At 66.1% G+C, this 21,293-nt stretch carries 22 protein-coding genes; 10 read left to right on the top strand and 12 right to left on the bottom strand.

Translation table 11 applies throughout. From position 1 onward, the window contains the following. Positions 1 to 6: 6 nt before the first annotated feature. Positions 7 to 1,410: an aryl-sulfate sulfotransferase gene (locus NDI85_RS06795; protein WP_188993495.1), complete on the bottom strand. Its 1,404-nt coding sequence runs from the start codon at positions 1,408 to 1,410 to the stop codon at positions 7 to 9. Positions 1,411 to 1,554: 144 nt separating this feature from the next. On the opposite strand from NDI85_RS06795, the gene NDI85_RS06790 reads away from it, so the two are divergent. Then, positions 1,555 to 2,106, top strand: a complete 552-nt coding sequence (locus NDI85_RS06790) for a hypothetical protein (protein ID WP_188993497.1) — start codon at positions 1,555 to 1,557, stop codon at positions 2,104 to 2,106. Here NDI85_RS06790 and NDI85_RS06785 read toward each other — a convergent pair. Both NDI85_RS06785 and gatB read right to left on the bottom strand, forming a co-directional pair. Further along, positions 2,103 to 2,963, bottom strand: coding sequence for a hypothetical protein (locus NDI85_RS06785; protein ID WP_188993499.1), 861 nt, complete (start codon positions 2,961 to 2,963; stop codon positions 2,103 to 2,105). The two genes, NDI85_RS06790 and NDI85_RS06785, sit on opposite strands and share 4 nt — an antisense overlap. A 283-nt stretch (positions 2,964 to 3,246) precedes the next feature. Then, entirely contained in the window at positions 3,247 to 4,764 is a 1,518-nt protein-coding gene (gatB, locus tag NDI85_RS06780) for an Asp-tRNA(Asn)/Glu-tRNA(Gln) amidotransferase subunit GatB (protein WP_310915330.1), read from the bottom strand. A gap of 138 nt (positions 4,765 to 4,902) precedes the next feature. On the opposite strand from gatB, the gene NDI85_RS06775 reads away from it, so the two are divergent. Next, on the top strand, positions 4,903 to 5,253 hold the full coding sequence (locus NDI85_RS06775; protein ID WP_188993504.1) for a nuclear transport factor 2 family protein: 351 nt from the start codon (positions 4,903 to 4,905) through the stop codon (positions 5,251 to 5,253). A gap of 312 nt (positions 5,254 to 5,565) precedes the next feature. After that, positions 5,566 to 6,585, top strand: coding sequence for a sugar phosphate isomerase/epimerase (locus tag NDI85_RS06770; RefSeq protein ID WP_188993506.1), 1,020 nt, complete (start codon positions 5,566 to 5,568; stop codon positions 6,583 to 6,585). 56 nt (positions 6,586 to 6,641) lie between these two features. On the opposite strand, the gene NDI85_RS06765 is transcribed toward NDI85_RS06770, so the two are convergent. The 4 genes from NDI85_RS06765 to NDI85_RS06750 are packed head-to-tail and all read right to left on the bottom strand — an operon-like array spanning position 6,642 to position 9,651. Further along, entirely contained in the window at positions 6,642 to 7,352 is a 711-nt protein-coding gene (locus tag NDI85_RS06765; protein ID WP_310915329.1) for a 2-oxo acid dehydrogenase subunit E2, read from the bottom strand. Beyond that, entirely contained in the window at positions 7,349 to 7,609 is a 261-nt protein-coding gene (locus tag NDI85_RS06760) for a lipoyl domain-containing protein (RefSeq protein ID WP_310915328.1), read from the bottom strand. Before NDI85_RS06760 ends, NDI85_RS06765 begins: the two co-directional genes overlap by 4 nt. Before the next feature lie 3 nt (positions 7,610 to 7,612). Next, the gene (locus NDI85_RS06755; RefSeq protein WP_310915327.1) at positions 7,613 to 8,638 is read right to left on the bottom strand and encodes an alpha-ketoacid dehydrogenase subunit beta; all 1,026 of its coding nucleotides are present in this window, start codon (positions 8,636 to 8,638) and stop codon (positions 7,613 to 7,615) included. After that, a complete protein-coding gene (locus NDI85_RS06750) occupies positions 8,638 to 9,651 on the bottom strand; it encodes a thiamine pyrophosphate-dependent dehydrogenase E1 component subunit alpha (RefSeq protein ID WP_396275519.1) in 1,014 nt (337 codons plus the stop codon). The genes NDI85_RS06755 and NDI85_RS06750 overlap by 1 nt, the downstream gene beginning before the upstream one ends. A gap of 329 nt (positions 9,652 to 9,980) precedes the next feature. Between NDI85_RS06750 and NDI85_RS06745 the strand changes: the two genes are divergently transcribed. The 4 genes from NDI85_RS06745 to NDI85_RS06730 all read left to right on the top strand — a co-directional run bounded on the left by NDI85_RS06745 (position 9,981) and on the right by NDI85_RS06730 (position 16,285). Next, on the top strand, positions 9,981 to 10,319 hold the full coding sequence (locus NDI85_RS06745) for a hypothetical protein (RefSeq protein ID WP_188993514.1): 339 nt from the start codon (positions 9,981 to 9,983) through the stop codon (positions 10,317 to 10,319). Positions 10,320 to 10,337: 18 nt separating this feature from the next. Next, the gene (smc, locus tag NDI85_RS06740; RefSeq protein ID WP_310915325.1) at positions 10,338 to 13,931 is read left to right on the top strand and encodes a chromosome segregation protein SMC; all 3,594 of its coding nucleotides are present in this window, start codon (positions 10,338 to 10,340) and stop codon (positions 13,929 to 13,931) included. Between the two features lie 154 nt (positions 13,932 to 14,085). Further along, positions 14,086 to 15,102 carry a segregation/condensation protein A gene (locus NDI85_RS06735; protein ID WP_396275504.1) on the top strand — a complete coding sequence of 339 codons (1,017 nt, stop codon included), beginning with the start codon at positions 14,086 to 14,088 and terminating at the stop codon, positions 15,100 to 15,102. A gap of 76 nt (positions 15,103 to 15,178) precedes the next feature. Then, positions 15,179 to 16,285: a site-2 protease family protein gene (locus NDI85_RS06730; protein ID WP_310915323.1), complete on the top strand. Its 1,107-nt coding sequence runs from the start codon at positions 15,179 to 15,181 to the stop codon at positions 16,283 to 16,285. Positions 16,286 to 16,291: 6 nt separating this feature from the next. Here the strand turns inward: NDI85_RS06730 and NDI85_RS06725 are convergent, their stop codons facing one another. Both NDI85_RS06725 and NDI85_RS06720 read right to left on the bottom strand, forming a co-directional pair. Further along, positions 16,292 to 16,942 (bottom strand): hypothetical protein, encoded by a 651-nt coding sequence (locus NDI85_RS06725; protein WP_310915322.1) that lies wholly within the window; start codon positions 16,940 to 16,942, stop codon positions 16,292 to 16,294. 7 nt (positions 16,943 to 16,949) lie between these two features. Further along, a complete protein-coding gene (locus tag NDI85_RS06720) occupies positions 16,950 to 17,219 on the bottom strand; it encodes a hypothetical protein (protein ID WP_310915321.1) in 270 nt (89 codons plus the stop codon). A gap of 29 nt (positions 17,220 to 17,248) precedes the next feature. Here NDI85_RS06720 and NDI85_RS06715 point away from each other — a divergent pair, with 29 nt between their 5' ends. Further along, positions 17,249 to 17,527 (top strand): hypothetical protein, encoded by a 279-nt coding sequence (locus NDI85_RS06715; protein ID WP_310915320.1) that lies wholly within the window; start codon positions 17,249 to 17,251, stop codon positions 17,525 to 17,527. Here NDI85_RS06715 and NDI85_RS06710 read toward each other — a convergent pair. After that, entirely contained in the window at positions 17,524 to 18,219 is a 696-nt protein-coding gene (locus NDI85_RS06710; RefSeq protein WP_310915319.1) for an SDR family NAD(P)-dependent oxidoreductase, read from the bottom strand. The genes NDI85_RS06715 and NDI85_RS06710 overlap by 4 nt on opposite strands. Before the next feature lie 78 nt (positions 18,220 to 18,297). On the opposite strand from NDI85_RS06710, the gene NDI85_RS06705 reads away from it, so the two are divergent. Next, positions 18,298 to 18,537: a hypothetical protein gene (locus NDI85_RS06705; RefSeq protein ID WP_310915318.1), complete on the top strand. Its 240-nt coding sequence runs from the start codon at positions 18,298 to 18,300 to the stop codon at positions 18,535 to 18,537. A gap of 216 nt (positions 18,538 to 18,753) precedes the next feature. On the opposite strand, the gene NDI85_RS06700 is transcribed toward NDI85_RS06705, so the two are convergent. Together NDI85_RS06700 and NDI85_RS06695 are read right to left on the bottom strand one after the other, a co-directional pair. Continuing rightward, positions 18,754 to 19,449 (bottom strand): phosphoribosyltransferase, encoded by a 696-nt coding sequence (locus NDI85_RS06700; protein ID WP_188993531.1) that lies wholly within the window; start codon positions 19,447 to 19,449, stop codon positions 18,754 to 18,756. A 33-nt stretch (positions 19,450 to 19,482) separates the two neighbouring features. Continuing rightward, a complete protein-coding gene (locus NDI85_RS06695; protein WP_310915317.1) occupies positions 19,483 to 20,214 on the bottom strand; it encodes a GNAT family N-acetyltransferase in 732 nt (243 codons plus the stop codon). Positions 20,215 to 20,332: 118 nt separating this feature from the next. Between NDI85_RS06695 and NDI85_RS06690 the strand changes: the two genes are divergently transcribed. After that, positions 20,333 to 21,238: a PhzF family phenazine biosynthesis protein gene (locus NDI85_RS06690; RefSeq protein ID WP_188993535.1), complete on the top strand. Its 906-nt coding sequence runs from the start codon at positions 20,333 to 20,335 to the stop codon at positions 21,236 to 21,238. Positions 21,239 to 21,293: the final 55 nt, after the last annotated feature.

The raw sequence follows: 21,293 nt of genomic DNA, 5'->3' as shown, positions 1-21,293 counted from the left end.
TTGACTCTACCGTCCGGTCGCTCGGCCGGCCGTCGACCGCGCACTGGCCCACCGATAGCCGTACACGCCAACCTCGGTGAGAAGCCACCCGACCAGCAACAGACCGGCCAGCGCGGCGTAGAAGAGGTCCCACCCGCTCATCCACACCGGGCGGAGCCACGGCGCGTAGTGGCCCCACAGCGTCCCGAGTTCCTCGCCGACGCCCGACAGCGGCGTCCCGGCGGCCGTCGCGGTGATGAACGTCCCGACGCTCGTCTGCTGGCCGCTCCCGGCGACCAGTCCCGCGCTGCCGGTTATCTCGTAGGTCCCGGTCGCGTTCTGCTCGCGGATGGTCGGGCCGTTCGAGCCGTCTCCGTGAGCTACTCGCTCGGCGTCGTAGGGCCCCCACGTCGCGTAGTACTCCCAGACGATTTCGCCGGTCGGCGTCACCTCGATGACGCGGTGGTTCAGCGTGTCCGTGATGAGCGTGTTGCCGTTCGGGAGGCGGTCGGCGTCGCGCGGCCAGTTGAGCGAGTCCGACCCGACGGACCACGTCCGGGTCCACGTCCCGTTCGTGTAGGCGTACTCGACGACGCGGTTGTTGCCGCTGTCGGCCACGAGAATCGTCGGCGTCCCGTCCTCGCCTTCGAGGTAGTCGGGGTTGTGCTGTTCGCGCATGACGCTGTAGTTGTCGTCTTCGCCGAGTCGCCTATCGATGTCTTTGGTCGTCCGGTTGATGAGAAGCACTTGGTCGAAGTTTCGCGGCGAGACGAGGAACTGGTCGTCGCCGACCGGATCGACGTCGTTGCTGTGGGTCCAGTCGTCGTTCATCCCGCCGTCGGTACTGTTCGGGAAGTGGTTGCGGTAGCGCCAGCGCCACGTGACCGACTCCGTCGTCAGGTTGTAGACGACAATTTCGTCGTTGGACACTTGCTGACTCTCGTTCCACGCCCGCATGTGCGAGACGACCAGCGCGGTGTCGTTGAGTTTGTCGACGTCGTGGGTGTCCTCGTAGGGCAGCAACTGCTCCCACTCGCGCTCGTTCGTCTCGGGGTCCAGTTCGTAGACGAGGGTGTTGCCCGAACGCGGGGAGACGACCAGCAAGTTCCCGTTCGGAAGCGGGTCCACGTCGAAGAACCACGCGTCGGCCCCCTGCCGACTCTGGTAGGTCCAGTTCAACCCGCCGCGTTCGTCCAGCGCCACGAGTCGGGCGGGCTTCTTCGGGTTCGTGTTCCCGCGGAAGGTGTACCCCTGCGTACTGACGACTGTCTGGCCCTCGGCCGCGTCCGTGACCGTCCCACGCTGGAGCGCTTCGCTGTCACTTGGCTCGTAGGTCAGGGCGCTGACGACCGACGGCGTGAGCAACGCCACGACGACCAACAGGACGACGCCACGGATGAGCAGACGTCGCGGGGGGCGACTGGAGAGCACACTCGCCTTCAGAGGGTCCCGGGATTAAACGCTTCGAGACTTTTCGGATCAGTTGGCGTCGGTTCGTCGTCGGGTGTTCACTACCCGCACACGGCCGGTCCGAACTCCGATGCCCTCTTATCGCGCTCACCCGAACGCCGATGCATGGAGCGACGGACTGTCAGGATACTCCGGGCTGTCGCCGCCGCCCTCGTCTTCGCGACGGCGGCGTTTCACCTCCGGTGGGGCCTGCCGCGGAGCATCGTCTACTTTCAGGCCTACGGGCTGTTCCCATCTGGCGGTATCGTCCCGGACCCGCGGCCGTACCTCTTCGTCGTCTTCGCGGTGCTCCTGCTGTCCGGCCCCTATCTCGTGACTCGCCGGGTCGTCAGCCTCCGCAACGCCTACATCGGGGGGACCCTTCTGCTCCTCGGCTCTATCGCCGCGTGGGTGTTCTGGCACGCCACCGGTCACGGGGCCTTCCTCGCCGACGGGGCCCAAGCCGCATCCACGGCTGCGAGCGGTCACAGCCACGGGAGTCAGAGCACTGTGTTCCTCATCCTCGACCACTTCGACACGGAACCGCTGGAGACGGCCATCAAGACCATCGAGTTCCTCGGCGTCGCCATCTTCGTGACGCTGCTGTGGAAGGACCCGGCTATCGTCCCGAACGAGCGCGCAGAACGGGCCGAGGCCGACAGCGCCAGCGAGAGTTAGTCGTCGGTGGTCGTCGACTGCTCGGTGACGGTAATCGTCGCCGACCGCTGGCCGTCGGGCCACGACAACACGAGTTCGTACTCCTCGCCCGTCAACCGGCCTAGCGGTGCGCCGTCGCTTGCGCCCCACGTTATCCGTCCGGTGAAGCTCGCAGTCTCACCGGCCGCCACGTCGCGTTCTAGCAGCGTCGGCCACACCGTCGCCCGCGGGACAGTCGCCCGGAACGTTCCCGGTCCCGTCCCGACGTTGGCGACGGTAACGTCGGCGACCAACGAGTCGCCGGGCGAAACGGTATCGGGGAGCGTGAACTCGCGTACCTCGAAGGACGGGTCGCCAGTCAGTCGTTCACGCTGTGGGTTCGACAGGTCGTGTGACCATGCCTCGCCGTATTCGAGCGTCGCACTGTCTACGGTGTCGCGTACGTCCACGACGAACCCGGTGACAGTCTCGTCGTCGGCGACCCGGTCGGTCGAGTTCGCGATGGTCTCGAAGTCCGCGTAGGTGTCCCGGGGTGGTTTCGGGGCGTATCGCTCGCCGTCGACGACCAGCGAGAACGCCTCCGGGTCGACGCGACTCTCGTCGACGTACCTCGCGAACACCAACTGCGTCCCGTCGGGTGACCCCGAGACCATCCGACTGTCCACCATCGCAGTGTGGACGACGCTGTCGGTCACCCAGACGCCGCCGAGGTCGGGCGTCACGGCCTCGGTCTGTTCTGCGGTCGTCGTGGGTTCGGTCCGTTCCGCGGTAGTCGTGCTGGTCGCTGGCGAGTCGCTTCCGGTTCCGAGACAGCCACCGGCGGCGAGCAAGCCGGTACAGGCCGCGAGGACCGAGCGACGAGAGCGCTGGGAGGGCATACGCGGCGGCTACCGAGGGCGGTGGTAAATATCTTCTACCGGACGTCCGACTTCGCCTCGTCCGCGAAGAACCGCTCGCTGGTGGCGAGCAGTACGCTACTCTTCGTCCAGTTCCTCGCGCAACATCCCGTTGACTTCGCCGGGGTCCGCGCTGCCGCCCCACCTTTTTCTGCCTCGGGTGTGCTCCCTGCGGTCGCACACCACTCGTTGAAAAACGTGGGCGAAAAAGGCGCGAATCGCACGACGATTCGCGTGAAACTGCTCGCTGGTGGCGAGCAGTACGCTACTCTTCGCCCAGTTCTTCGCGCAACATCCCGTTGACTTCGCCGGGGTCCGCACTCCCGCCGGTCTTCTGCATCACCTGACCGACGAGGAAGTTCAGGGCGCCGCCCTCGCCGCTGTGGTAGTCGGCGACGGCGTCGGGGTTCTCCTCGATGGCCGCCTCGACGGCCTGCTGGACCTCGTCGCCGGAGGTCTTGCCCAGTCCTTCCCGCTCGACGACGGTGTCCGGGTCCTCGCCCTCGTCCAGCATGTCCCGGAGGACCGTCTCGCGGGCGTTCTTCGCGGTAATCTCGTCCTCGGCGACGAGTTCCACGAGGCGGGTGACCTCGTCGAAGCGGTCGTCGACGTCTGTAATCTCCATGTCACGGTAGTTCAGTTCACCGAGGAGGTTGTCGGCCACCCACGTCGCGGCGAGGCCGGCGTCGAATCGCTCGGCGACGCTCTCGAAGAAGTCCGCGACCTGCTTCGTGCTCGTGAGTTTCGAGGCGGCCTCCTCGGAGAGGCCGTACTCGGCGACGAAGCGCTCGCGGCGGGCGTCGGGCAGTTCCGGGATGGCGATCTCCGCTTTCCAACTCGACACGCGGAGCGGCGGGATGTCGGCCTCGCGGAAGTAGCGGTAGTCTTTCTCCTCCTCCTTCGAGCGCATGGAGACGGTGTTGCCGTGGGTCTCGTTGAAGTGACGGGTCTCCTGTTCGACGGCGCGACCCGACTGGATGAGTTTGCGCTGGCGCGACGCCTCGAAGGAGAGGGCCTGTTCGGCGCCCTTGTGGCTGGAGATGTTCTTGACCTCGGTGCGGTTGGCGTCTTCGAGGACGGACTCGTCGATGTGGCCGTCCTCGCCCACCTCGTCGGCGTCGACCATCGAGAGGTTCGCGTCGATGCGCAGACTGCCGTCGCGGGTGGCGTCGAAGACGCCCAGATATTCGAGGACCTCCTCGAGCTTTTCGAGGAAGGCCCGCACCTCGCCCGGGTCGCGGAAGTCCGGTTCCGTGACGATCTCCATCAGCGGCGTCCCGGCGCGGTTGTAGTCGATGAGCGTGTAGTCCGCACGCTCGATAGAGCAGGTCCGCGATTCGAGCGGGCCGGTCCCCTCGCGGACGTGCTTGATGGACCCGGGGTCCTCCTCCAGGTGCGCGCGTCGGATGTCGACGGCCCGTCGCTCGCTCTCGACGCTGAACTCCAGTTCGCCGTCCTGACAGATGGGGGCGTCGTACTGCGTTATCTGGAAGTTCTTCGGGAGGTCGGGGTAGTAGTAGTTCTTCCGGTGGAAGGTCGTCTCCTCGGGGATGTCGGCGTCGATGGCCTTGCCCACCTTCACGGCGGCTTCGACGGCACCCTCGTTGACGACCGGCAGGGCGCCCGGCAGGCCCAGACAGACCGGACAGGTGTGGGTGTTCGGCTCGTCGGTTGGCTCTGTCGAGCACCCGCAGAATATCTTCGTCTCCGTCTCTAGCTGGACGTGGACCTCCAGCCCGATGACGGCCGCGAGTTCGCGGGACTCGGCGGCTTGCGCAGTCATTACCCGTCGTTCGGTGTCGGCTGGCTAAAGGGTAACGACCCCCGCCGGCGTGGTTCGCCGGACCGCTGCCCCCCGACCGCCACCGCCCGGTCGTTTCAACCGGTAGAAATATTTGTCACAAATGGTTAGTTGTATAACATGAGCGCGACCCAATCTGTGCTGGAGCACCATCTAGAAATGTTCGGCGAAGGCGACGTAGACGGTCTGATGAGCGACTACGCGGACGACGCCGTCTTCATCTCCGCGGACGGGATGCTGGTGGGCCACGACGACATCCGGTCGATGTACGAAGAACTCCTCCCGGAGTTCGACGACCCGTCGGTGTCGTTCTCGCTCGACGAACAGGTCGTCAGGGACGAGTACGCCTACATCGTCTGGCACGCGGAGACGCCCGAGAACGTCTACGAGTACGCCTCTGACACGTTCGTGATTCGTGACGGCGAAATCGTCGCTCAGACGCTCGCCGCCGACGTCTCGCCGAAAGACTGACGAGGCCACTACCCGACGATTCCGCCAGTTTTCGTTCCCTGCTCTCTCACCGGTCTTCAGAGTGCCTTCGCACGTCCCGACACGTCCGAGTCCCGGCTCTGCGACCGGCTTCCACAGAATCGGCCGACCGGACCCCTTCCTCGCGGGGAATCACACAATCAACGACAGACAGATGCGCAATAATAAGTTAGCTATTTTACAATTCCGGCGTAACTCCAGCGTTGCCCACTACGCCGACGCCGACGACGGACGACGATTTTTCGGACGGGCACTGGACAGCGCGACGACCGACCTTTCGAGCGATTCACACCAATGGAACCATACAGACGGGACGTACTCAAGGCGACAGGCGGAACGCTGACGGCCGCTGGCGGTATCGGCGGTGTCCACGCACAGCAAGACGACGGCGGACAGGCGGACGACGGACAGCAGGATGACGGCGGACAGCAAGGCGACGCGGATCTGCTGGCGAACACGTGGATGCACTCTGGCGGGACGACGCCGTTCAGGGGGGCACACGGCCACCGGAACTGGAGTCCGTGGCCCATCGCCCGACGAGCGGAGATGCTCAACGAAGTCGGGTTCAACGCTATCGGCCTCATCGCACCCGACATCCAGCACATCCTCGACTTCGAGTTCGCGGCCGAGAACAGGACGCAGGGCCTCCAACAACTGAACAGCGTACTTCAGCAGAACAACATCGACTTCGTCGAGCTGGAGTTCCTCACCGAGTGGCCCTTAGCGATGAACGACCCGCGCCGACAGGCCGAACAGGAGACGCGGCAGTTACTGCTCGAAGCGGCCGACGTCCTCGGCGCGAACCACATCAAGATAGGGAACATCAACGGCTATCCGGTGGCGATGGAGGACCTCCAGCAGCGGTTCGCACAGGTGAGCGACCAGTTCGCACAGGTCGACGCGGAGGTCGGACTGGAGTTCTTCCCGGTGGACCCCAACGTCCAGACCATCCCGCAGGCGCTCGAAGCCACCTCACAGACCGACAACGGCGGCCTCTATCTGGATCTGTGGCACAACATGAAACTCGGCGTCGACTTCGAGAACATCCGCTCGCTCTCCGGCGGCGACATCGTGGCCGTGGAGTTCAACGACGGCTACGTCGAGACCACGATGTCCTTCCTCGAAGAGACCATCAACCTGCGAAAGCTACCCGGCGAAGGCGAGTTCCCCATCTCCGACTGGGTCAGCGCCGTCCGCGCCGGCGGATTCGACGGCCCGTGGGGTCTGGAAATCCTCTCCGAGGAGTTCCGGCGCTTCGAGATGGTCGACGCTTATCCGCGGGCGTTCGAGGCCGGCGCACAGTACGTACAGTAACCGCTCTCTCTCTTTTCGCCGCTTCTTCGATGTCGGTGCGGCCTCGACGCGGCGTCTCAGACGTACTGTTCGGCCGCGTCGAGGTGCTCTGCGAGCGTCCCGAGGAACCGGGCGGCGTCCGCCCCGTCGACGACCCGGTGGTCGAAGCTCAGGTCCAGCGGCATCTGTCGCCGGAAGACGACGTCGCCGTCGCCGTTCTGGGTGGCCCGCTCGGTGATGCGCCCGACGCCGAGGATGGCGATTTCGGGCGGGTTGATGATGGGGTCGAACGAGTCGACCCCGAGTGGCCCGAGGTTCGACACCGTGAACGTCCCGCCGCGGAACGTGCTCATCGTGTAGTCGCCGTCTCCGACGCGCTCGGTCAACTCGCGACGCTCGCTCGCGAGTTCGCCCAGCGACTTCGACCCGACGTCGGCGACGACGGGCGTGACGAGGCCGTCGTCGATGGCCACGGCGACGCCGACGTTGTGTTCCTCGTACAGCACGTGCGTCTCGTCCTCGAACGTGGCGTTGAACGCGGGGTGTTCGTCGAGCGTGTCCGAGAGCGCACAGAGGAGCACGTCGACCATCGAGGGGCTGACGCCGTCCTCGGTCGGGTCTGCGGCGGCGACGGCGCTCAACAGCCCCTCCGCGTCGACACTGCGATTGACGGTCACGTGGACGGCCTCCCGATAGCTCTCCTGTAACCGACTGGCGATGGTCTTGCGCATCGGACTCAGCGACCGTTTCTCGCGGACGGTCCGTTCCGCGGCTTCGTCGTCGCTCATGCCGGCTCCACCCACGCGAGCGTGTCCCCGCGTGCGAACTCGTCGTCCTCGCCGCAGACGACTTCGACGAGTGTGCCGTCGGCTGGCGCGAGAACGTCGAGACTCACCTTCTCTATCTGCACCTCACACAGGCTATCGCCTTCGGTGACGCTCGCACCCTCCCGCGTGAACCAGTTGACGACGACGCCCTCGTCGCTGTCGGCGTCGTCGGGCCACTCCCCGACCGTCACTTCGACCCGGTCTGGGTCCCCGCTCATCGGTCACTGGGTCCGTTCGACCGCCGCTTCGATATCGTCCACGTCGGGGACGACTTCGTTCTCCAGCGGCCGCGAGTACGGAATCGGCACGTCCGGGATGGCGAGACGCTCGACGTTGTCCAGCGCACCGAGGTTCTCCTCGGCGACGCTGGCGACGATTTCGCCGGTCACGCCGAACGAGCGGTAGTCCTCGTCGACGACCACGAGGTTCCCGGTCTTCTCGACGGACTCGACGACGGTGTCGGTGTCGAGTGGGACCAGCGACCGCAGGTCGACCACCTCCGCACTGACGCCGTCGTCGGCCAGCGACTCGGCCGCCTCCAGCGCCCGGTGGACGTGCAGGCCGAGGGTGACGATGGTCACGTCGTCGCCCTCGCGTTTCACGTCGGCACTCCCGAAGGGGATGGTGTAGTCCTCCTCGGGGACGGGGGTCTTCGGCCCGTCGGGGGCCGGGAGCCACCCGATGCCCATCAGGCGCTTGTGGAACATGTACATCACCGGGTCGTCGTCCCGGATGGCGTTGTGCATCAGGCCCTTCGCGTCGTAGGCCGTCGACGGCACGACGACCTTCAGCCCGGGCACGTGCGCGAAGGTCCCGTACAGCGTCTGGGAGTGCTGGGCGGCGTCGTTGTAGGTGCCGCCGACGGCGGCCGTCAACACGAGCGGAACGCTCACGTTGCCGCCGCTCATGTACGTGTTCTTCGCCATCTGGTTGTATATCTGGTCCATCGCGACGCCGAAGAAGTCGACGAACATCAGTTCGGCGATGGGCCGCATCCCCTCCTGTGCGGCGCCGACGGCCGCGCCGAGGTAGGCCGTCTCGCTGATGGGGACGTCCATGATGCGGTCGTAGCCGAACTCGTCTAAGAGGCCCTGCGTGGAGTCGAAGATGCCGCCGTAGTCGGCGACGTCCTCGCCCATGTAGAACACCTCCTCGTTCTCGCGCATCTCGTGGGCGATGGCCTCGACCATCGCCCTGCTCATGGTCAGTTCGCGTTCGATTACCTTCGAGTGTTCTTTCTGTGCCATCAGTCGTCACCCCCCGCGAGGTCGTACTCCGGTTCCGTGTCTGTCACGCCGCTCGGTGGATTGACGAACATATCTTCGTGTGCCGCGCTCGGGTCCGGTTCCGGCTGGTCTTTCGCGAACTCGATGGCGTCCTCGACGCGTTCGTGCGCGTCGTCCCGCATCTCCGCTATCGCCTCCTCGTCGACGCCGTGTGCCTGCAGGTCGGCTTCCAGTCGGGCGATGCTGTCTCGCTCGGCGGCCGCCTCTTGGTCTTCCTCCGGGCGGTAGCTCTCGGGGTCGCCCATGAAGTGGCCCATCCGCCGGTGGACCTGCACCTCGATGAGCGTCGGCCCGTTCCGGTCGCGGGCGCGGCCGATGGCCTCTTTTGCGGCGTCGTAGATAGCGACGGCGTCGTCGTGGTCGACGCGGACGCCCGGCATGTCGAACCCACCGGCCCGCTGGGCTCCGTTCTCGACGTCCGTGACGCGGTCCTTGGGCATGCTGATGGCCCAGTCATTGTCCTCGATGACGAAGACGACCGGCAGGTCGTGGACCGCCGCGAAGTTCAGCGACTCCAGGAACGCCCCCTGGTCGATGGCCCCCTCGCCGAGGTAGGCGACGGCGACGCTGTCGGTGTTGCGTTTCTTCGCGGCGAGTCCCGCACCGGCCGCCGGTGGGCACCCCTCCGCGATGATGCCACTACACGCGAAGTTGACGTCGGGGTCGAACAGGTGCATGTGGCCGCCCTTCCCCTTGCCGAGGCCCGTCTCGCGGCCGAATATCTCGGCGGTCATCCGCTCTAGGTCGACGCCCTTCGCGATGGCGACGTGGTGCGGTCTGTGCGTCGCCGTCACCGCGTCGTCGTCCCGAAGGTGTTGACAGACGCCGGCGGCCGCCGCCTCGTGACCGGCGGCGAGGTGTAACTCGCCGGGAATCGGTCCGGCCGAGATGTCGAACGCTGGCTGTTTCCCCTCCAGATACTCCTCCTGCAACCGCTCTTCGTAATGGCGGGCCGTCACCATGTCGACGTACATCTCTTGTAATTCGCTAACTGATACCATGGTAGCCCAACGTGAAGTTTAGACTGAGCTACATATAACGATAGGGGGTTCGACCGGACGGCGTCGCGGACGGGCCGCGCACCGCTCGGGCGACGGGCCGATTCGAGCAACTGTCTCCGCGGCCACCTCTCTCGTCGGTCACTATCAGCCGTTCGAACATTGGACTCCGACCGAGGCGACAGTCCCCCGTCGACACCGCTACCGAGGGCCCTACGGCAGCGTTGGGCGTTCGGTCCGACGTATCAGATCCACTGCCAATGTCTGACGTAAGTTTATGACGATAGCGTGGCTGGGATTGTGATATGTGCGGCAACCGCGTCGAGGAACTAGAAGAGCAGGTTCAGGAACTGCAGGCTTCGGTCGAGGGGCTGACCGACGAACTCGTCGAGTGTAAGGTCCGCCTCCGCGAACTGGAGAACACAGTCGACGAGGACAGCGGCTTCGGGGCTGACGCCCACAACGGCAGCGCCCGGAACGAAGCCGTAGCGTCCGAGGAGACCACGACCAACGAGGAGGAGATTCTGACGCCGGAGGCCGACACACCTAACACGGAGGCCACCGACGACACCGACAAGGAGGCCGAGGCCGCGTCCGAGTCGGAGTCCGAGGAGGACTCCGGGTCCGACATCATCGTCGCGTAGGAGACGGCCAACTACCGCATGCATATCAAAGAGCTCGTCCTCGACAACTTCAAGAGCTTCGGGCGGAAGACTCGCATCCCGTTCTACGAAGATTTCACTACCATCAGCGGCCCGAACGGCTCCGGGAAGTCGAACATCATCGACGCCGTCCTCTTTGCGCTCGGACTCGCCCGCACCTCGGGCATCCGCGCCGAGAAACTCACCGACCTCATCTACAACCCCGGCCACGCGGACGAGGACGTCGACGTCTCTGGCGACCGGCAGGCCAGCGTCGAGGTCATCCTCGCCAACGAGGACCGGACCCTCGAACGCGCACAGGTCGTCAACGCCGCCGGCACCGAAGACGTCGGTGACGTCGACGAGATCTCGATCAAGCGCCGGGTGAAAGAGACCGAGGACAACTACTACTCGTACTACTACATCAACGGCCGCTCGGTCAACCTCTCGGACATTCAGGACTTGCTCGCCCAAGCGGGCGTCACGCCCGAAGGGTACAACGTCGTGATGCAGGGCGACGTCACCGAGATAATCAACATGACGCCCGGGTCTCGTCGAGAGATTATCGACGAGATAGCCGGCGTCGCCCAGTTCGACCAGAAGAAGGCCGACGCCTTCGAGGAACTGGACGTCGTCGAAGAGCGCATCGACGAGGCGGAACTGCGAATCGAGGAGAAACAGACCCGTCTCGACCAACTGGAGGACGAACGCGAGACGGCACTGGAGTACCAGTCGCTCCGCGAAGAAAAGGAGGAGTACGAGGGGTACCGCAAGGCCGCAGAACTCGAAGACAAGCGCGAGGAACTCGACGCCGTCGAGGACCGCATCGCCGAGTTGGAGGCCGAACTCGCGGAGCTTCAGGCAGAACTGGACTCGCGACAGGGGAAGGTCGTTCGCCTCGAAGACGAACTCCACGAACTCAATCAGGAGATAGAGCGCAAAGGCGAGGACGAACAACTCGCGATCAAGCGCGACATCGAGGAGATCAAGGGCGACATCTCGCGGCTGGAAGACAAGATAGCGACCGCAGAGGAGGCCGTCGAGGACGCCGAGAACGAGCGCAGACAGGCGTTCGTCCAGATAGACCGCAAGCAGGAAACCATCGACGACCTCGAGTCGGACGTCCGCGAGACGAAAGTCGAGAAGTCGAACGTCAAGGCCGAGATCGCCGAGAAGGAGGCCTCGCTCGCCGACGTCCAGCAGCGCATCGACGACATCGGCGAGGAGTTCGAGGAGATAAAGGACGAACTCGAAGCGAAACGCGACACGCTAGAGCAACTGAAGAGCGAACGGAACGACCTCCAGCGAGAGCAGGACCGCTTGCTGGACGAGGCCCGCCGCCGCTCCAACGAGGAAGACGAGAAGCGGGCCGCCATCGAGGAGGCCGAGGCGGAGATTCCCGACCTCGAAGCCGACATCGAGGACTTAGAGACGGAACTGGAGAAAGCCGAGAAGAACAAGGCCACCATCGGTGAGGTGGTCGACGACCTGCGTGCCGAGAAGCGGGAACTCCAGTCGGACTTAGACGACCTCGAAGACGAGATCAGCGCCAAACAGCAGGAGTACGCTCAACTCGAAGCGAAGGCCGGCGAGGACGGGGACTCCTCGTACGGCCGAGCGGTGACGGCCATCCTGAACGCCGATCGAAGCGGCGTCCACGGCACCGTCGGGCAGTTGGGTGGCGTCGACCCCGAGTACGCGACGGCCTGTGAGACGGCCGCCGGCGGGCGACTCGCCCACGTCGTCGTGGACGACGACGGCGTCGGGCAGTCCTGCATCGAGTACCTCAAGGCGCGCAACGCCGGGCGGGCGACGTTCCTGCCCATCACGCAGATGCAGAACCGCTCGCTCCCGTCGCTGCCCAGCGCCGACGGCGTGGTCGACTTCGCGTACAACCTCGTGGACTTCGACCCCGAGTACGCGGGCATCTTCTCGTACGTGCTGGGCGACACCGTGGTCGTCGACAGCATGGACACCGCCCGCGACCTGATGGGCGAGTACCGCATGGTGACGCTGGACGGCGACCTCGTCGAGAAATCGGGCGCCATGACCGGCGGGTCCTCCTCGGGGACCCGGTATTCGTTCTCCGGCGGCGCCGGGAAACTCGAACGCGTCGCCAAGCGCATCAACGAACTGGAGGACGAACGCGCGGACGTGCGCGACGACTTGCGGGACGTCGAGGACCGACTCGACGACGCCCGCGACCGTGAATCCGACGCGACCGAACAGGTCCGGGACATCGAGACGAGCATCGAGCGCAAGGAGACCCAACTCGAAGAGACTCGCGAGCGAATCGAGACGCTCGAATCTGCCCTCGAAGACATCGCTGCCGACCGCGAGTCGGTCGCCGACGAGATGGACGAACTGGAGGCCGACATCGAGGCCAAGAACGAGGCGATCACCGATATCGAGGCCGACATCGAGGAGCTAGAGGCCGAGGTACAGGATTCGGACCTGCCCGACCTCACCGACGAACGCGAGGCCATCGAGAGCGAGATAGACACGCTGGAGGACCGCCTCGACGACCTCGACGCCCAGCTCAACGAACTCCAACTGGAGAAGCAGTACGCCGAGGACGCCATCGAGGACCTCCACGACGACATCGAGACCGCCCAGAACCGCAAGGCCGAGAAGGAAGAGCGCATCGCCGACCTGGAAGCACAGGTCGAGGCGAAGCGGGAACTGAAAGCCGAGAAAGAGCAGGAAGTCGCGGACTTAGAGGACGAACTCGCCGACCTGAAAGGCGAGCGCGAGGACCTGCGTGAGGACCTCCAGGACGCGAAGGAGGCCCGCGACGAACAGCAGTCGAAGGTCACCGACGTCGAACGTGACCTAGAGGACGAGACGGAGGAACGCGAACGGCTGGAGTGGGAGATAGACGAACTCGAGGCGCAGGTCGACGACTACGACCCCGAGGACGTCCCCGACCACGACACCGTCGAGGCCGAAATCGAACGGCTCACCGGCGAGATGGAGGCGCTGGAACCGGTCAACATGCGCGCCATCGAGGAGTACGACCGCGTGGCCGACGATCTCGCGGACTTAGAGGACCAGAAGGAGACGTTAGTCGAGGAGGCCGAGGGCATCCGGGACCGCATCGACACCTACGAGGCCCGCAAGAAGGAGACGTTCATGGAGTCGTTCGACGAGATAAACGACCAGTTCCAGGACATCTTCGAGCGCCTCTCCAGCGGGACCGGGCACCTCCATCTGGAGAACGAAGACGACCCATTCGAGGGCGGCCTGACGATGAAGGCCCAACCCGGCGACAAGCCCATCCAGCGGCTGGCGGCGATGTCGGGCGGCGAGAAGTCCCTGACGGCGCTGGCCTTTATCTTCGCCATCCAGCGGCACAACCCCGCGCCGTTCTACGCGCTGGACGAGGTGGACGCCTTCCTCGATGCGGCCAACGCCGACCTCGTCGGCGAGATGGTCGACGAACTCGCCGGCGACGCCCAGTTCGTCGTCGTCTCGCACCGCTCGGCCCTGCTGGAACGCTCGGAACGGGCCATCGGCGTGATGATGCAGGGCGACAACGTGAGCGCCGTGACCGGTATCGACCTCTCAGGTGAGGGGCCGGACGAGGAGGAGGAGGAGGCGGTGGCGGATGACTAGCGAGGGGCCGACCGAGCAACGCGAGGGAGGGCCCTCGGAAGCGCGAGCGGTGAACGAAGTGACCCGCGAGCGAGGCGGTGGTGAGCGATGACTAGCGAGGGAGGGCCCTCGGAAACGCGAGCGGTGAGACCCGCGATCGAGGCGGTGTACTGCCATGACTGACGACGACATCCCGCTGGACATCACGGGTCACGAAGACCGCGAGCCGCGTGGCGGCTCGAAACAGTCGCGCGGGGAGGGGACCGACCCGCAAGACCGCGAACGACCCGGCGACTCGGGGTCGTCGCTGTTCGGGGACGGATCGGACGACCCCGAAGAGACGGCGGACCCGCCGGAGGACATCGAGTTACTGAACGAGGCGGGCGATTCGGACGGCGACGATGACGGCGACGACGCCGCCGAACCCGTCGAGGTGCTCGTCCAACTGGCCGACGACGGCGAAATCGACCCGTGGGACATCGACGTGGTGGAGGTCACCGACAAGTTCCTCGCCCGTATCGACGAGAGTGACCTGCGAACCGGCGGGCGGGCGCTGTTCTACGCCTCCGTCCTCGTTCGGATGAAAAGCGACGCGATGCTCGGCGAGGACGAGCCGGAGGACCCGCCGGCGGAGCCGTGGGAGCAGGCGATGACCGAGGACGCTCCCATCGAGGAACCGGACCCGTTCTCGGCGCTGGAGTCGGAGATGGACCGGCGACTCGAACGCCGCCGGGCCCGCGGGATGCCCCAGACGCTCGACGAACTCGTCCGGGACCTGCGGGACGCCGAGCGGGACTCGTGGTGGAAGGAGTCCCGCGAGTACGACACCAGCGGATCGCCCAGCGGGTTCCAGCGCGGGACCCAGGAACTGGACTACCGGAGCGCCGACGACATGCGGATGGACGACGAGCCGTCGGCCGCCGACGTGACCGGCACCGCCCACGCCGAGCAGATAGACGACATCATCGACGACGTGTACGCGGCGGTCCGCGAGCAGTACGACCAGGGCCGCGACGAGGTGCTGTACAAGGAGGTCGAACACGCGGGCGGGTCGCGCGTCGAGACGTTCCTCGGCCTGCTGTTTCTGGCCCACCGTGGACAGGTCGTCCTCCAGCAGGACGACGTGTTCGGCGACCTCTGGATTCGAGACCCCAACGCGGTCAGCGGGTCCGAGGAAGCACTGGCGGACTAACTGGCGCGCCGGCCGTCCGTTCGCATCCGTCCGGCTGGCAAACAGGTTCAAACGGGTCGAGTCCCTACTGTGTACAATGGCACAGCAGTCGTCGCCGACGGAGCTTCCGGACCCCGAGCGACTGGCCGACGCCTTTCGCGTCTACGAGATAGACCCCGACGCGGAGGACGGCGTGCGCTACTACGGCGAGCCACAGACCGAGTCCGAGCAGGTACTCCGTCGGGTGGGTCCGACGTTCCGCAAGCGCGGCTACCGCGTCCGACTCCAGCGCGAGACGGGCGAACACGTCCTCGTGGCGAGCGAGCGGTCGCTGGGGGTCGACGGCGTCCCGTGGCTGAACGTCGTGCTGGCGGTGGCGACGCTGCTCTCGACGCTGTACGCGGGGAGCCGGTGGTACGGGCTCTCTCTCGCCGACGACCCGACCGTCATCGTGCAGGCGTGGCCGTTCGCGGCCGCGGTGCTTGGCATTCTCGCCGTCCACGAGTTCGGCCACTACGCGCTCTCCCGGTACCACGAGGTGCAGGCCAGTCTGCCGTACTTCATCCCGTTGCCGTTCAACGTCATCGGGACGCTCGGCGCCGTCATCCGGATGAACGACAACATGCCGGACAGGGACGCGCTGTTCGACATCGGCGTCGCCGGACCGCTCGCCGGTCTCGCCGCCACAGTCGTGGTCACGGCCGTCGGCGTGACGATGGACCCGATTCGGGTCACCGGCGGCGTCGCAACCCAGATAGAACTCGGCTACCCGCTGTTGATTCGCGGTATCGCGGCGCTCATGGGCGAACAGGTCGTCTACTCGAACCCCGCGGTCATCCCGAACCCCGTCGTCATCGGGGCGTGGGTCGGCGCGTTCGTCACGTTCCTGAACCTGCTCCCGGTCGGGCAACTCGACGGCGCACACGTCACCCGGTCGCTGCTCGGCGAGCGGATGTCGGCCGTCCAGACGGCCGTGCCGGTGGTGCTGTTCGGACTGGCGGGCTACCTGTTCGTCTTCGAGAACGGCGACGCGGCGGCGCTGTGGGGCTTTTGGGGCGTGCTGACGCTGGTCTTCGGCCGCGTCGGCTCGGTGACGCCGCTTGACGAGACGGCCGTCGGGCCGAAGCGGCAGGCCATCGGCGTGCTGACGCTCGTCCTCGGCCTGCTGTGTTTCGTCCCGGTCCCGATCGCCATCTCGCTGTGACTGCGCTCAGATGCCGTACGGGTCGTACGTCGGCCGCGAATCGCTCTCGGGGTCGACGTCGTAGCGGTCGTGCCACTCTGTCAGCACCGCGTCGGCGTCCTCGCCGAACAGGACGACGACGCCGAACGGGCGCGAGTAGCGGTCGGCGTCGGGTGGGTCGGGGTCCAGAAAGAGGGCGTGGGTCGCGGGGCCACCGATAGACGGGAGGACCGAGAGCGTCCCCTCCATCGGGACGAGGCCGGTGAGGACGCTCGGGACGAACGACCCACCGGGGAGCGGGTCGCGGGGTTGGACGTGCAGTTCCGCGACCGGCGTCCCGTCTTCTTCGATGACGATACTGCTCGGGTGGCGCTGTCCCTCGGACCAGAGTTCTTCGGCGAGGGCGGGCATCTCGGCGTCGACGGCGAAGGACATCCGGACGCCACCGACCCGCTCTACGGACTGGATGGACCACGCCTCCTCGGAGTCGTCCGGGTTGCCGGCCAGCGTCGCTTCGACGAGGTCGCCAGTCCGCAGCGAGTCGATGCGTGCCTGCCGCTCGCCGTAGCCCGACTGGTACACCGTGTACAGGCGCGTGGCGTCAGTATCGAAGAAGTTGCTGTGCGGGACGGACTCGACGACCCGATAGACCCGGAACCGACCCGTGCGCTGCTCCATGGGGTCACTATCGGCTGGGTCGGTAAGACTCCGCGGGTTCCGCTACGTGACCGGTCGGAGCCACGCGGGTGACGACGTGCCACGGGCCGTCGTAGACGTAGCCCTGACAGCCAGCACAGTCCCGGACCGTCTCCCCGTCGGGGTACCGACCGACGGCGATGTCCTCGACGTAGTAGCGGCCGCCGATGTGGTACGGCGTCGGAAACTCCGTCGTTGGCTCCGGGAGGGGCCGGGCAGGTATGCCTGTTGGGTGGCACCCCCGAGGCCGGGGAAACACGAAATAGGCGGGGGCGTGAACACGGTGATATGAGCGAGTCAGCGGGAGTTCCCGAACCCGACTTCGAGGAACTCCGTGCGGCGGTAGAGCGCCTCCTCGACGAGACGGTCGACCGGGAGGACACGCTTGCGGTGTCAGTCGAGAATCTGGAGGTGGACGTGCCGATACGCTTCGGCGACGACGCACCGCGCGCGCGGTGGCGGTTCGACGGCGACGTGACCATCACTGTCGACGGCATCCGACAGCCACTCCGGGAGTGGATAGAACTCCACGAGGAGCGGACCGTCGAACGGCCCAGCGACGACTAGAACGACTCGACGTGGGGCCGCAAGTCGAGTTCGAGCGTCCACGCCGAGCGGTCCTGCTCGACCAGATGCCAGTACGACGCCGCTATCTCGTCGGGGTCGAGGTACTCCTCGGCGTCGCGGTCGGCGGCGGGGGCGTCCGGGCCGAGAATCTGGCCGTCGACGACGACGTGTGCGACGTGGATACCCTCCGGGCCGAGTTCGCGGGCCATCGACTCGGCCATCCCGCGGACGGCGAACTTCGCGGCGCTGAAGCCGATGGCACCCCCGCGGCCGCGGACCGCGGAGGTCGCGCCGGTGAAGATGACCGTCCCGCCGTCGGTGTCGAGCATGTCGGCGACGGCCTCCCGCGAACAGTGGAGGCCGCCCGTCGGCCCCACGTCGAGTGCGTGGGCGAACTCGTCGTCGGAGATGTCTTGCAGGCCCTTCCACGCGCCGCCGCTGGCGTGGTTGACGAGGACGTCGACGGGGCCAAACGCCTCCCGAACGCGCTCGAACCCTTCGGCGACGGCCTCGGGGTCCGTGACGTCCGTCGGGACGGCGATGGCTCGCTCCCCGATGTCGTCGGCGAGGTCGGTGACGTAGTCCTCAGAGCGTGCGAACAGGCCGACGCGGCAGTCCTCTGCGACGAACCGACGGGCGAGCGATGCGCCGAGGCCGGGGCCGACGCCGGCGACGACGGCAGTCCGTGACATACTGACCTAGACGCGAGGCGGTCCGAAGAAACTGTTGGGCACGAAACTATTTCGGTCGTCCCGGCCGAACGGCCGCGTATGTCTCACGACACCTGTGCGACTGACGACCCGGAGCGGGCGGCCGAACGGTCGGCGACGGTCGGCGGGTTCCTCGGCGCGGTGGTCGGTGCCGGCGGCGGGCCGGTCGGGGCCGGTATCGGCGGTCTCGTCGGTGGGTCGACGGGGTACGCGGTCGGATACACGCTGGCCGAGATGGCACACGAAGACGACCGCGAGTCGGTCAGTATCCCGGTCGAGGAAGATTCCGAGAGCCCCTGAAACCGGTTTGGCGCAGACGTGTTGGGGAAAGAGAAAGAACTATGCCGGGCCGGGGCGTATGGTAACACTGAACATGACTCCGACGAAGATACGCGAGCGCCTCGAAGAGTCGGAGGGCCGCGTCGACACCGAGAAACTCGTCTCCGCGCTGGAGTACGTGCGTGACGACGGCCGCCGCCGTCACTGAGACCGATTCCCGTTGCAGAACGGCCCGTTTTAGCCGTCGCTGAGTCGCCAGCCGTCGTCGGTAGCGACGGCCACGTCCCGGCGCACCATCTCGGCCATCACCTCGTCGAACCGGTCGGGCTGGGCTATCTCCATCTCGGTGTGGCTCACGTCGTGGTACTTCCGGAGGAGTCTGCGTACGTCGTCTTCGGTGTGGACCTGCTGGTCGCTCTTTCTCATGACGCCGGCGAGGAGTTCTATCATGTCCTCGACGAAGTTCCACGGGTAGACGACCCACGCCCACTCGTCTAACCGTTCGCCGACGAACGCCGGTTCGTGCTCACTGGTCTGGAGCAACTGGAGCGTCGCCGTCCGCACGCTGTTTGGGTTCCGGTCGCGCACGCACTCGGCGGCCGTCTCGATGGACTGGCCGGTGTCGGCGATGTCGTCGACGACGAGGACGTCCTTGCCCTCGACGGCGCCGTCGGCAAGCGGGTACCGGACTTCGGGTTCGTCGCCCTGCTGGGCGGTGCCGACGTAGTGTTCGACTTTCAGGCTCGCGAGGTCGTCCAGCCCGAGGAAGTCACACAGACAGCGGCCGGCGAACCAGCCGCCACGCGCGAGCGCGACGACTACGTCTGGCTCGAAGTCGGCGGCCTTCACGTCGTCGGCCACGTCGCGGCACAACCCGTAGATGTACTCCCAGTTGGTGATGGTACACGGGAACTCCTCCGGTAGCTCGCCCATACAGGAGGGCGTGGACGGGCGGCCTTAACGGTTTCAGAACGTGTACGCCAGCATCACCTCGTCGACGCGCTTCTCGCCGAGCAGGTAGTGTTTCTTCCGGACCGCCTCGCGCTCCCAGCCGTGCCGTTCGAGGAACGTGATGGCGTTGCCGTTGGTGCGCGCGAGGCTGTTGTACACCTTCCAGTAGCCGTGGGCTTCCGCCCAGTCCAGCGCCCGGTTCAGCAGGCGCTCGCCGATACCGTAGCCGCGGTAGTCCCTGCGCACGCCGAGCGTCAGTTCGGCGGTCCCCTGCAGTTTCTCCGTCTGTGGCAGGGTGAGGTGTGACCACCCGACGATGTAGTCGTCGACGGTAGCCACGAAGAACAATCGCGACCAGACGGTGTTGTGGCGCGTGACGGTGTTCTCGTACTGTAACTCCTCGACGAGGTTCTCGCCGATGACGTACGTCTGCCGGTCGGTGACGGTCCGGATCGTGTCGACGAGCGACTCGAAGTCCTCCTCGCGGGCCGGCCGGACGACGTACGTGACGTCCGGCGTCTCGTACTCCCTCTCGGCCCCGGCGTCCACCCCGAGTTCCACCGTCCCGTCTTGCCGTTCGACGTACCCCCGGTCTTGGAGGTAGTCGAGACGCTCGTCGAACTCGTCGTCGGGGACGTCGACGGCGTCTCGCACCTCGTCCAGCGCGGGAGCGCCGTGTCGGTCGACGAACTGGTAGATGCGCCTGTCCGACTCGGTTTCGAACGCGAGCGGTTCCAGTATCGTCATACGATCTACACTTCGCGGAGGAACCGCTTAACCGTTCGTCGTTTGTTACCATGTGACGTGGCTGTAATCGCGTCGGGTAGCACGAACTGTTATCCGCGGGGTCCCACAACACGGTGCCATGGAGACGCGACAGGCCTTGCTCGTCGACGCGTTCGCCGCGGAACCGATGGCGGGCAACCCGGCCGGGGTGGTGCCGGACGCGAACGGACTGACCGACGACCAGATGCGGGCTATCGCCGGCGAACTGGGCGCTAGCGAGACGGCGTTCGTCCTCGACAGCGAGGACGCCGACCGCCGACTCCGCTATTTCACGCCCGAACAGGAGGTCGACCTCTGCGGGCACGCGACTATCGCGGCTCACGCCGCCCTCTTCGAACGCGGCGCCGTCGAGGCCGGCCAACACACGATGGCGACCGAACGCGGCGTCCTCGACGTCGAGACGAAGGCGGACGGGACGGTGTGGATGGAGCAAGGCGAGGCCGACATTCGTGAGGTCGACTGCGCGCTCGACGAGGTGGCCGACGCTCTCGGCGTCGACGTGGCGACGTTACAGGACGTCGGCGCGGACCTCCCACTGGCCGTCGGCGACACGGGGTTCCCGTGGCTACTGGTGCCGGTCAACTACTTCCAGCATCTCAGCGGCGCCGACCCGAACCCGTCGGCCATCGAGTCGCTCTGTGAATCGGTCGACGCGATGGGGGTGTACGCCTTCACGTTCGACACTATCGGCGGTCAGTCGACGCTCCACGGACGGGCGTTCGCGCCGCGAGCGGGTATCACCGAGGACCCGGTGACCGGCACCGCCGCCGGGGCCTGCGGGGCGTACATCCGCCGGTACGGTGCTATCGACAGTACCGTCGAACAGGTGGTCGTCGAACAGGGGCACTTTCTCGACCGGCCGGGCACGGTAAAAGTCGACACGGACGGACTCGAAGTGTGGGTCGGTGGGCGGGCCGTAACGACGCTCGACGGGTCACTGACGGTGCCTGTGGTCGACGTGGACGACGAGATTCTCGAAGTGTAGTTCGCTCGGATTCGAGTGAACGACCCCCGGTTGATGCCGGCACCGGAAAGTCCAT

The sequence above is a fragment of the Haloarcula sp. S1AR25-4 genome (genome assembly GCF_031624555.1).
Lineage (GTDB): Archaea > Halobacteriota > Halobacteria > Halobacteriales > Haloarculaceae > Haloarcula > Haloarcula pellucida.
This window is presented reverse-complemented; position numbering and strand designations above follow the sequence as displayed.

What these genes read in the sequence shown, in the direction of transcription:
- NDI85_RS06705 (WP_310915318.1), top strand. Translation starts at nt 18,298, where the DNA reads ATGTCTCACGACACCTGTGCGACTGACGACCCGGAGCGGGCGGCCGAA.
- NDI85_RS06695 (WP_310915317.1), bottom strand. Translation starts at nt 20,214, where the DNA reads ATGACGATACTGGAACCGCTCGCGTTCGAAACCGAGTCGGACAGGCGC.
- NDI85_RS06730 (WP_310915323.1), top strand. Translation starts at nt 15,179, where the DNA reads ATGGCACAGCAGTCGTCGCCGACGGAGCTTCCGGACCCCGAGCGACTG.
- gatB (WP_310915330.1), bottom strand. Translation starts at nt 4,764, where the DNA reads ATGACTGCGCAAGCCGCCGAGTCCCGCGAACTCGCGGCCGTCATCGGG.
- NDI85_RS06690 (WP_188993535.1), top strand. Translation starts at nt 20,333, where the DNA reads ATGGAGACGCGACAGGCCTTGCTCGTCGACGCGTTCGCCGCGGAACCG.
- NDI85_RS06770 (WP_188993506.1), top strand. Translation starts at nt 5,566, where the DNA reads ATGGAACCATACAGACGGGACGTACTCAAGGCGACAGGCGGAACGCTG.
- NDI85_RS06765 (WP_310915329.1), bottom strand. Translation starts at nt 7,352, where the DNA reads ATGAGCGACGACGAAGCCGCGGAACGGACCGTCCGCGAGAAACGGTCG.
- NDI85_RS06775 (WP_188993504.1), top strand. Translation starts at nt 4,903, where the DNA reads ATGAGCGCGACCCAATCTGTGCTGGAGCACCATCTAGAAATGTTCGGC.
- NDI85_RS06760 (WP_310915328.1), bottom strand. Translation starts at nt 7,609, where the DNA reads ATGAGCGGGGACCCAGACCGGGTCGAAGTGACGGTCGGGGAGTGGCCC.
- NDI85_RS06725 (WP_310915322.1), bottom strand. Translation starts at nt 16,942, where the DNA reads ATGGAGCAGCGCACGGGTCGGTTCCGGGTCTATCGGGTCGTCGAGTCC.
- NDI85_RS06790 (WP_188993497.1), top strand. Translation starts at nt 1,555, where the DNA reads ATGGAGCGACGGACTGTCAGGATACTCCGGGCTGTCGCCGCCGCCCTC.
- NDI85_RS06710 (WP_310915319.1), bottom strand. Translation starts at nt 18,219, where the DNA reads ATGTCACGGACTGCCGTCGTCGCCGGCGTCGGCCCCGGCCTCGGCGCA.
- smc (WP_310915325.1), top strand. Translation starts at nt 10,338, where the DNA reads ATGCATATCAAAGAGCTCGTCCTCGACAACTTCAAGAGCTTCGGGCGG.
- NDI85_RS06785 (WP_188993499.1), bottom strand. Translation starts at nt 2,963, where the DNA reads ATGCCCTCCCAGCGCTCTCGTCGCTCGGTCCTCGCGGCCTGTACCGGC.
- NDI85_RS06750 (WP_396275519.1), bottom strand. Translation starts at nt 9,651, where the DNA reads ATGTACGTCGACATGGTGACGGCCCGCCATTACGAAGAGCGGTTGCAG.
- NDI85_RS06745 (WP_188993514.1), top strand. Translation starts at nt 9,981, where the DNA reads ATGTGCGGCAACCGCGTCGAGGAACTAGAAGAGCAGGTTCAGGAACTG.
- NDI85_RS06755 (WP_310915327.1), bottom strand. Translation starts at nt 8,638, where the DNA reads ATGGCACAGAAAGAACACTCGAAGGTAATCGAACGCGAACTGACCATG.
- NDI85_RS06735 (WP_396275504.1), top strand. Translation starts at nt 14,086, where the DNA reads ATGACTGACGACGACATCCCGCTGGACATCACGGGTCACGAAGACCGC.
- NDI85_RS06715 (WP_310915320.1), top strand. Translation starts at nt 17,249, where the DNA reads ATGAGCGAGTCAGCGGGAGTTCCCGAACCCGACTTCGAGGAACTCCGT.
- NDI85_RS06700 (WP_188993531.1), bottom strand. Translation starts at nt 19,449, where the DNA reads ATGGGCGAGCTACCGGAGGAGTTCCCGTGTACCATCACCAACTGGGAG.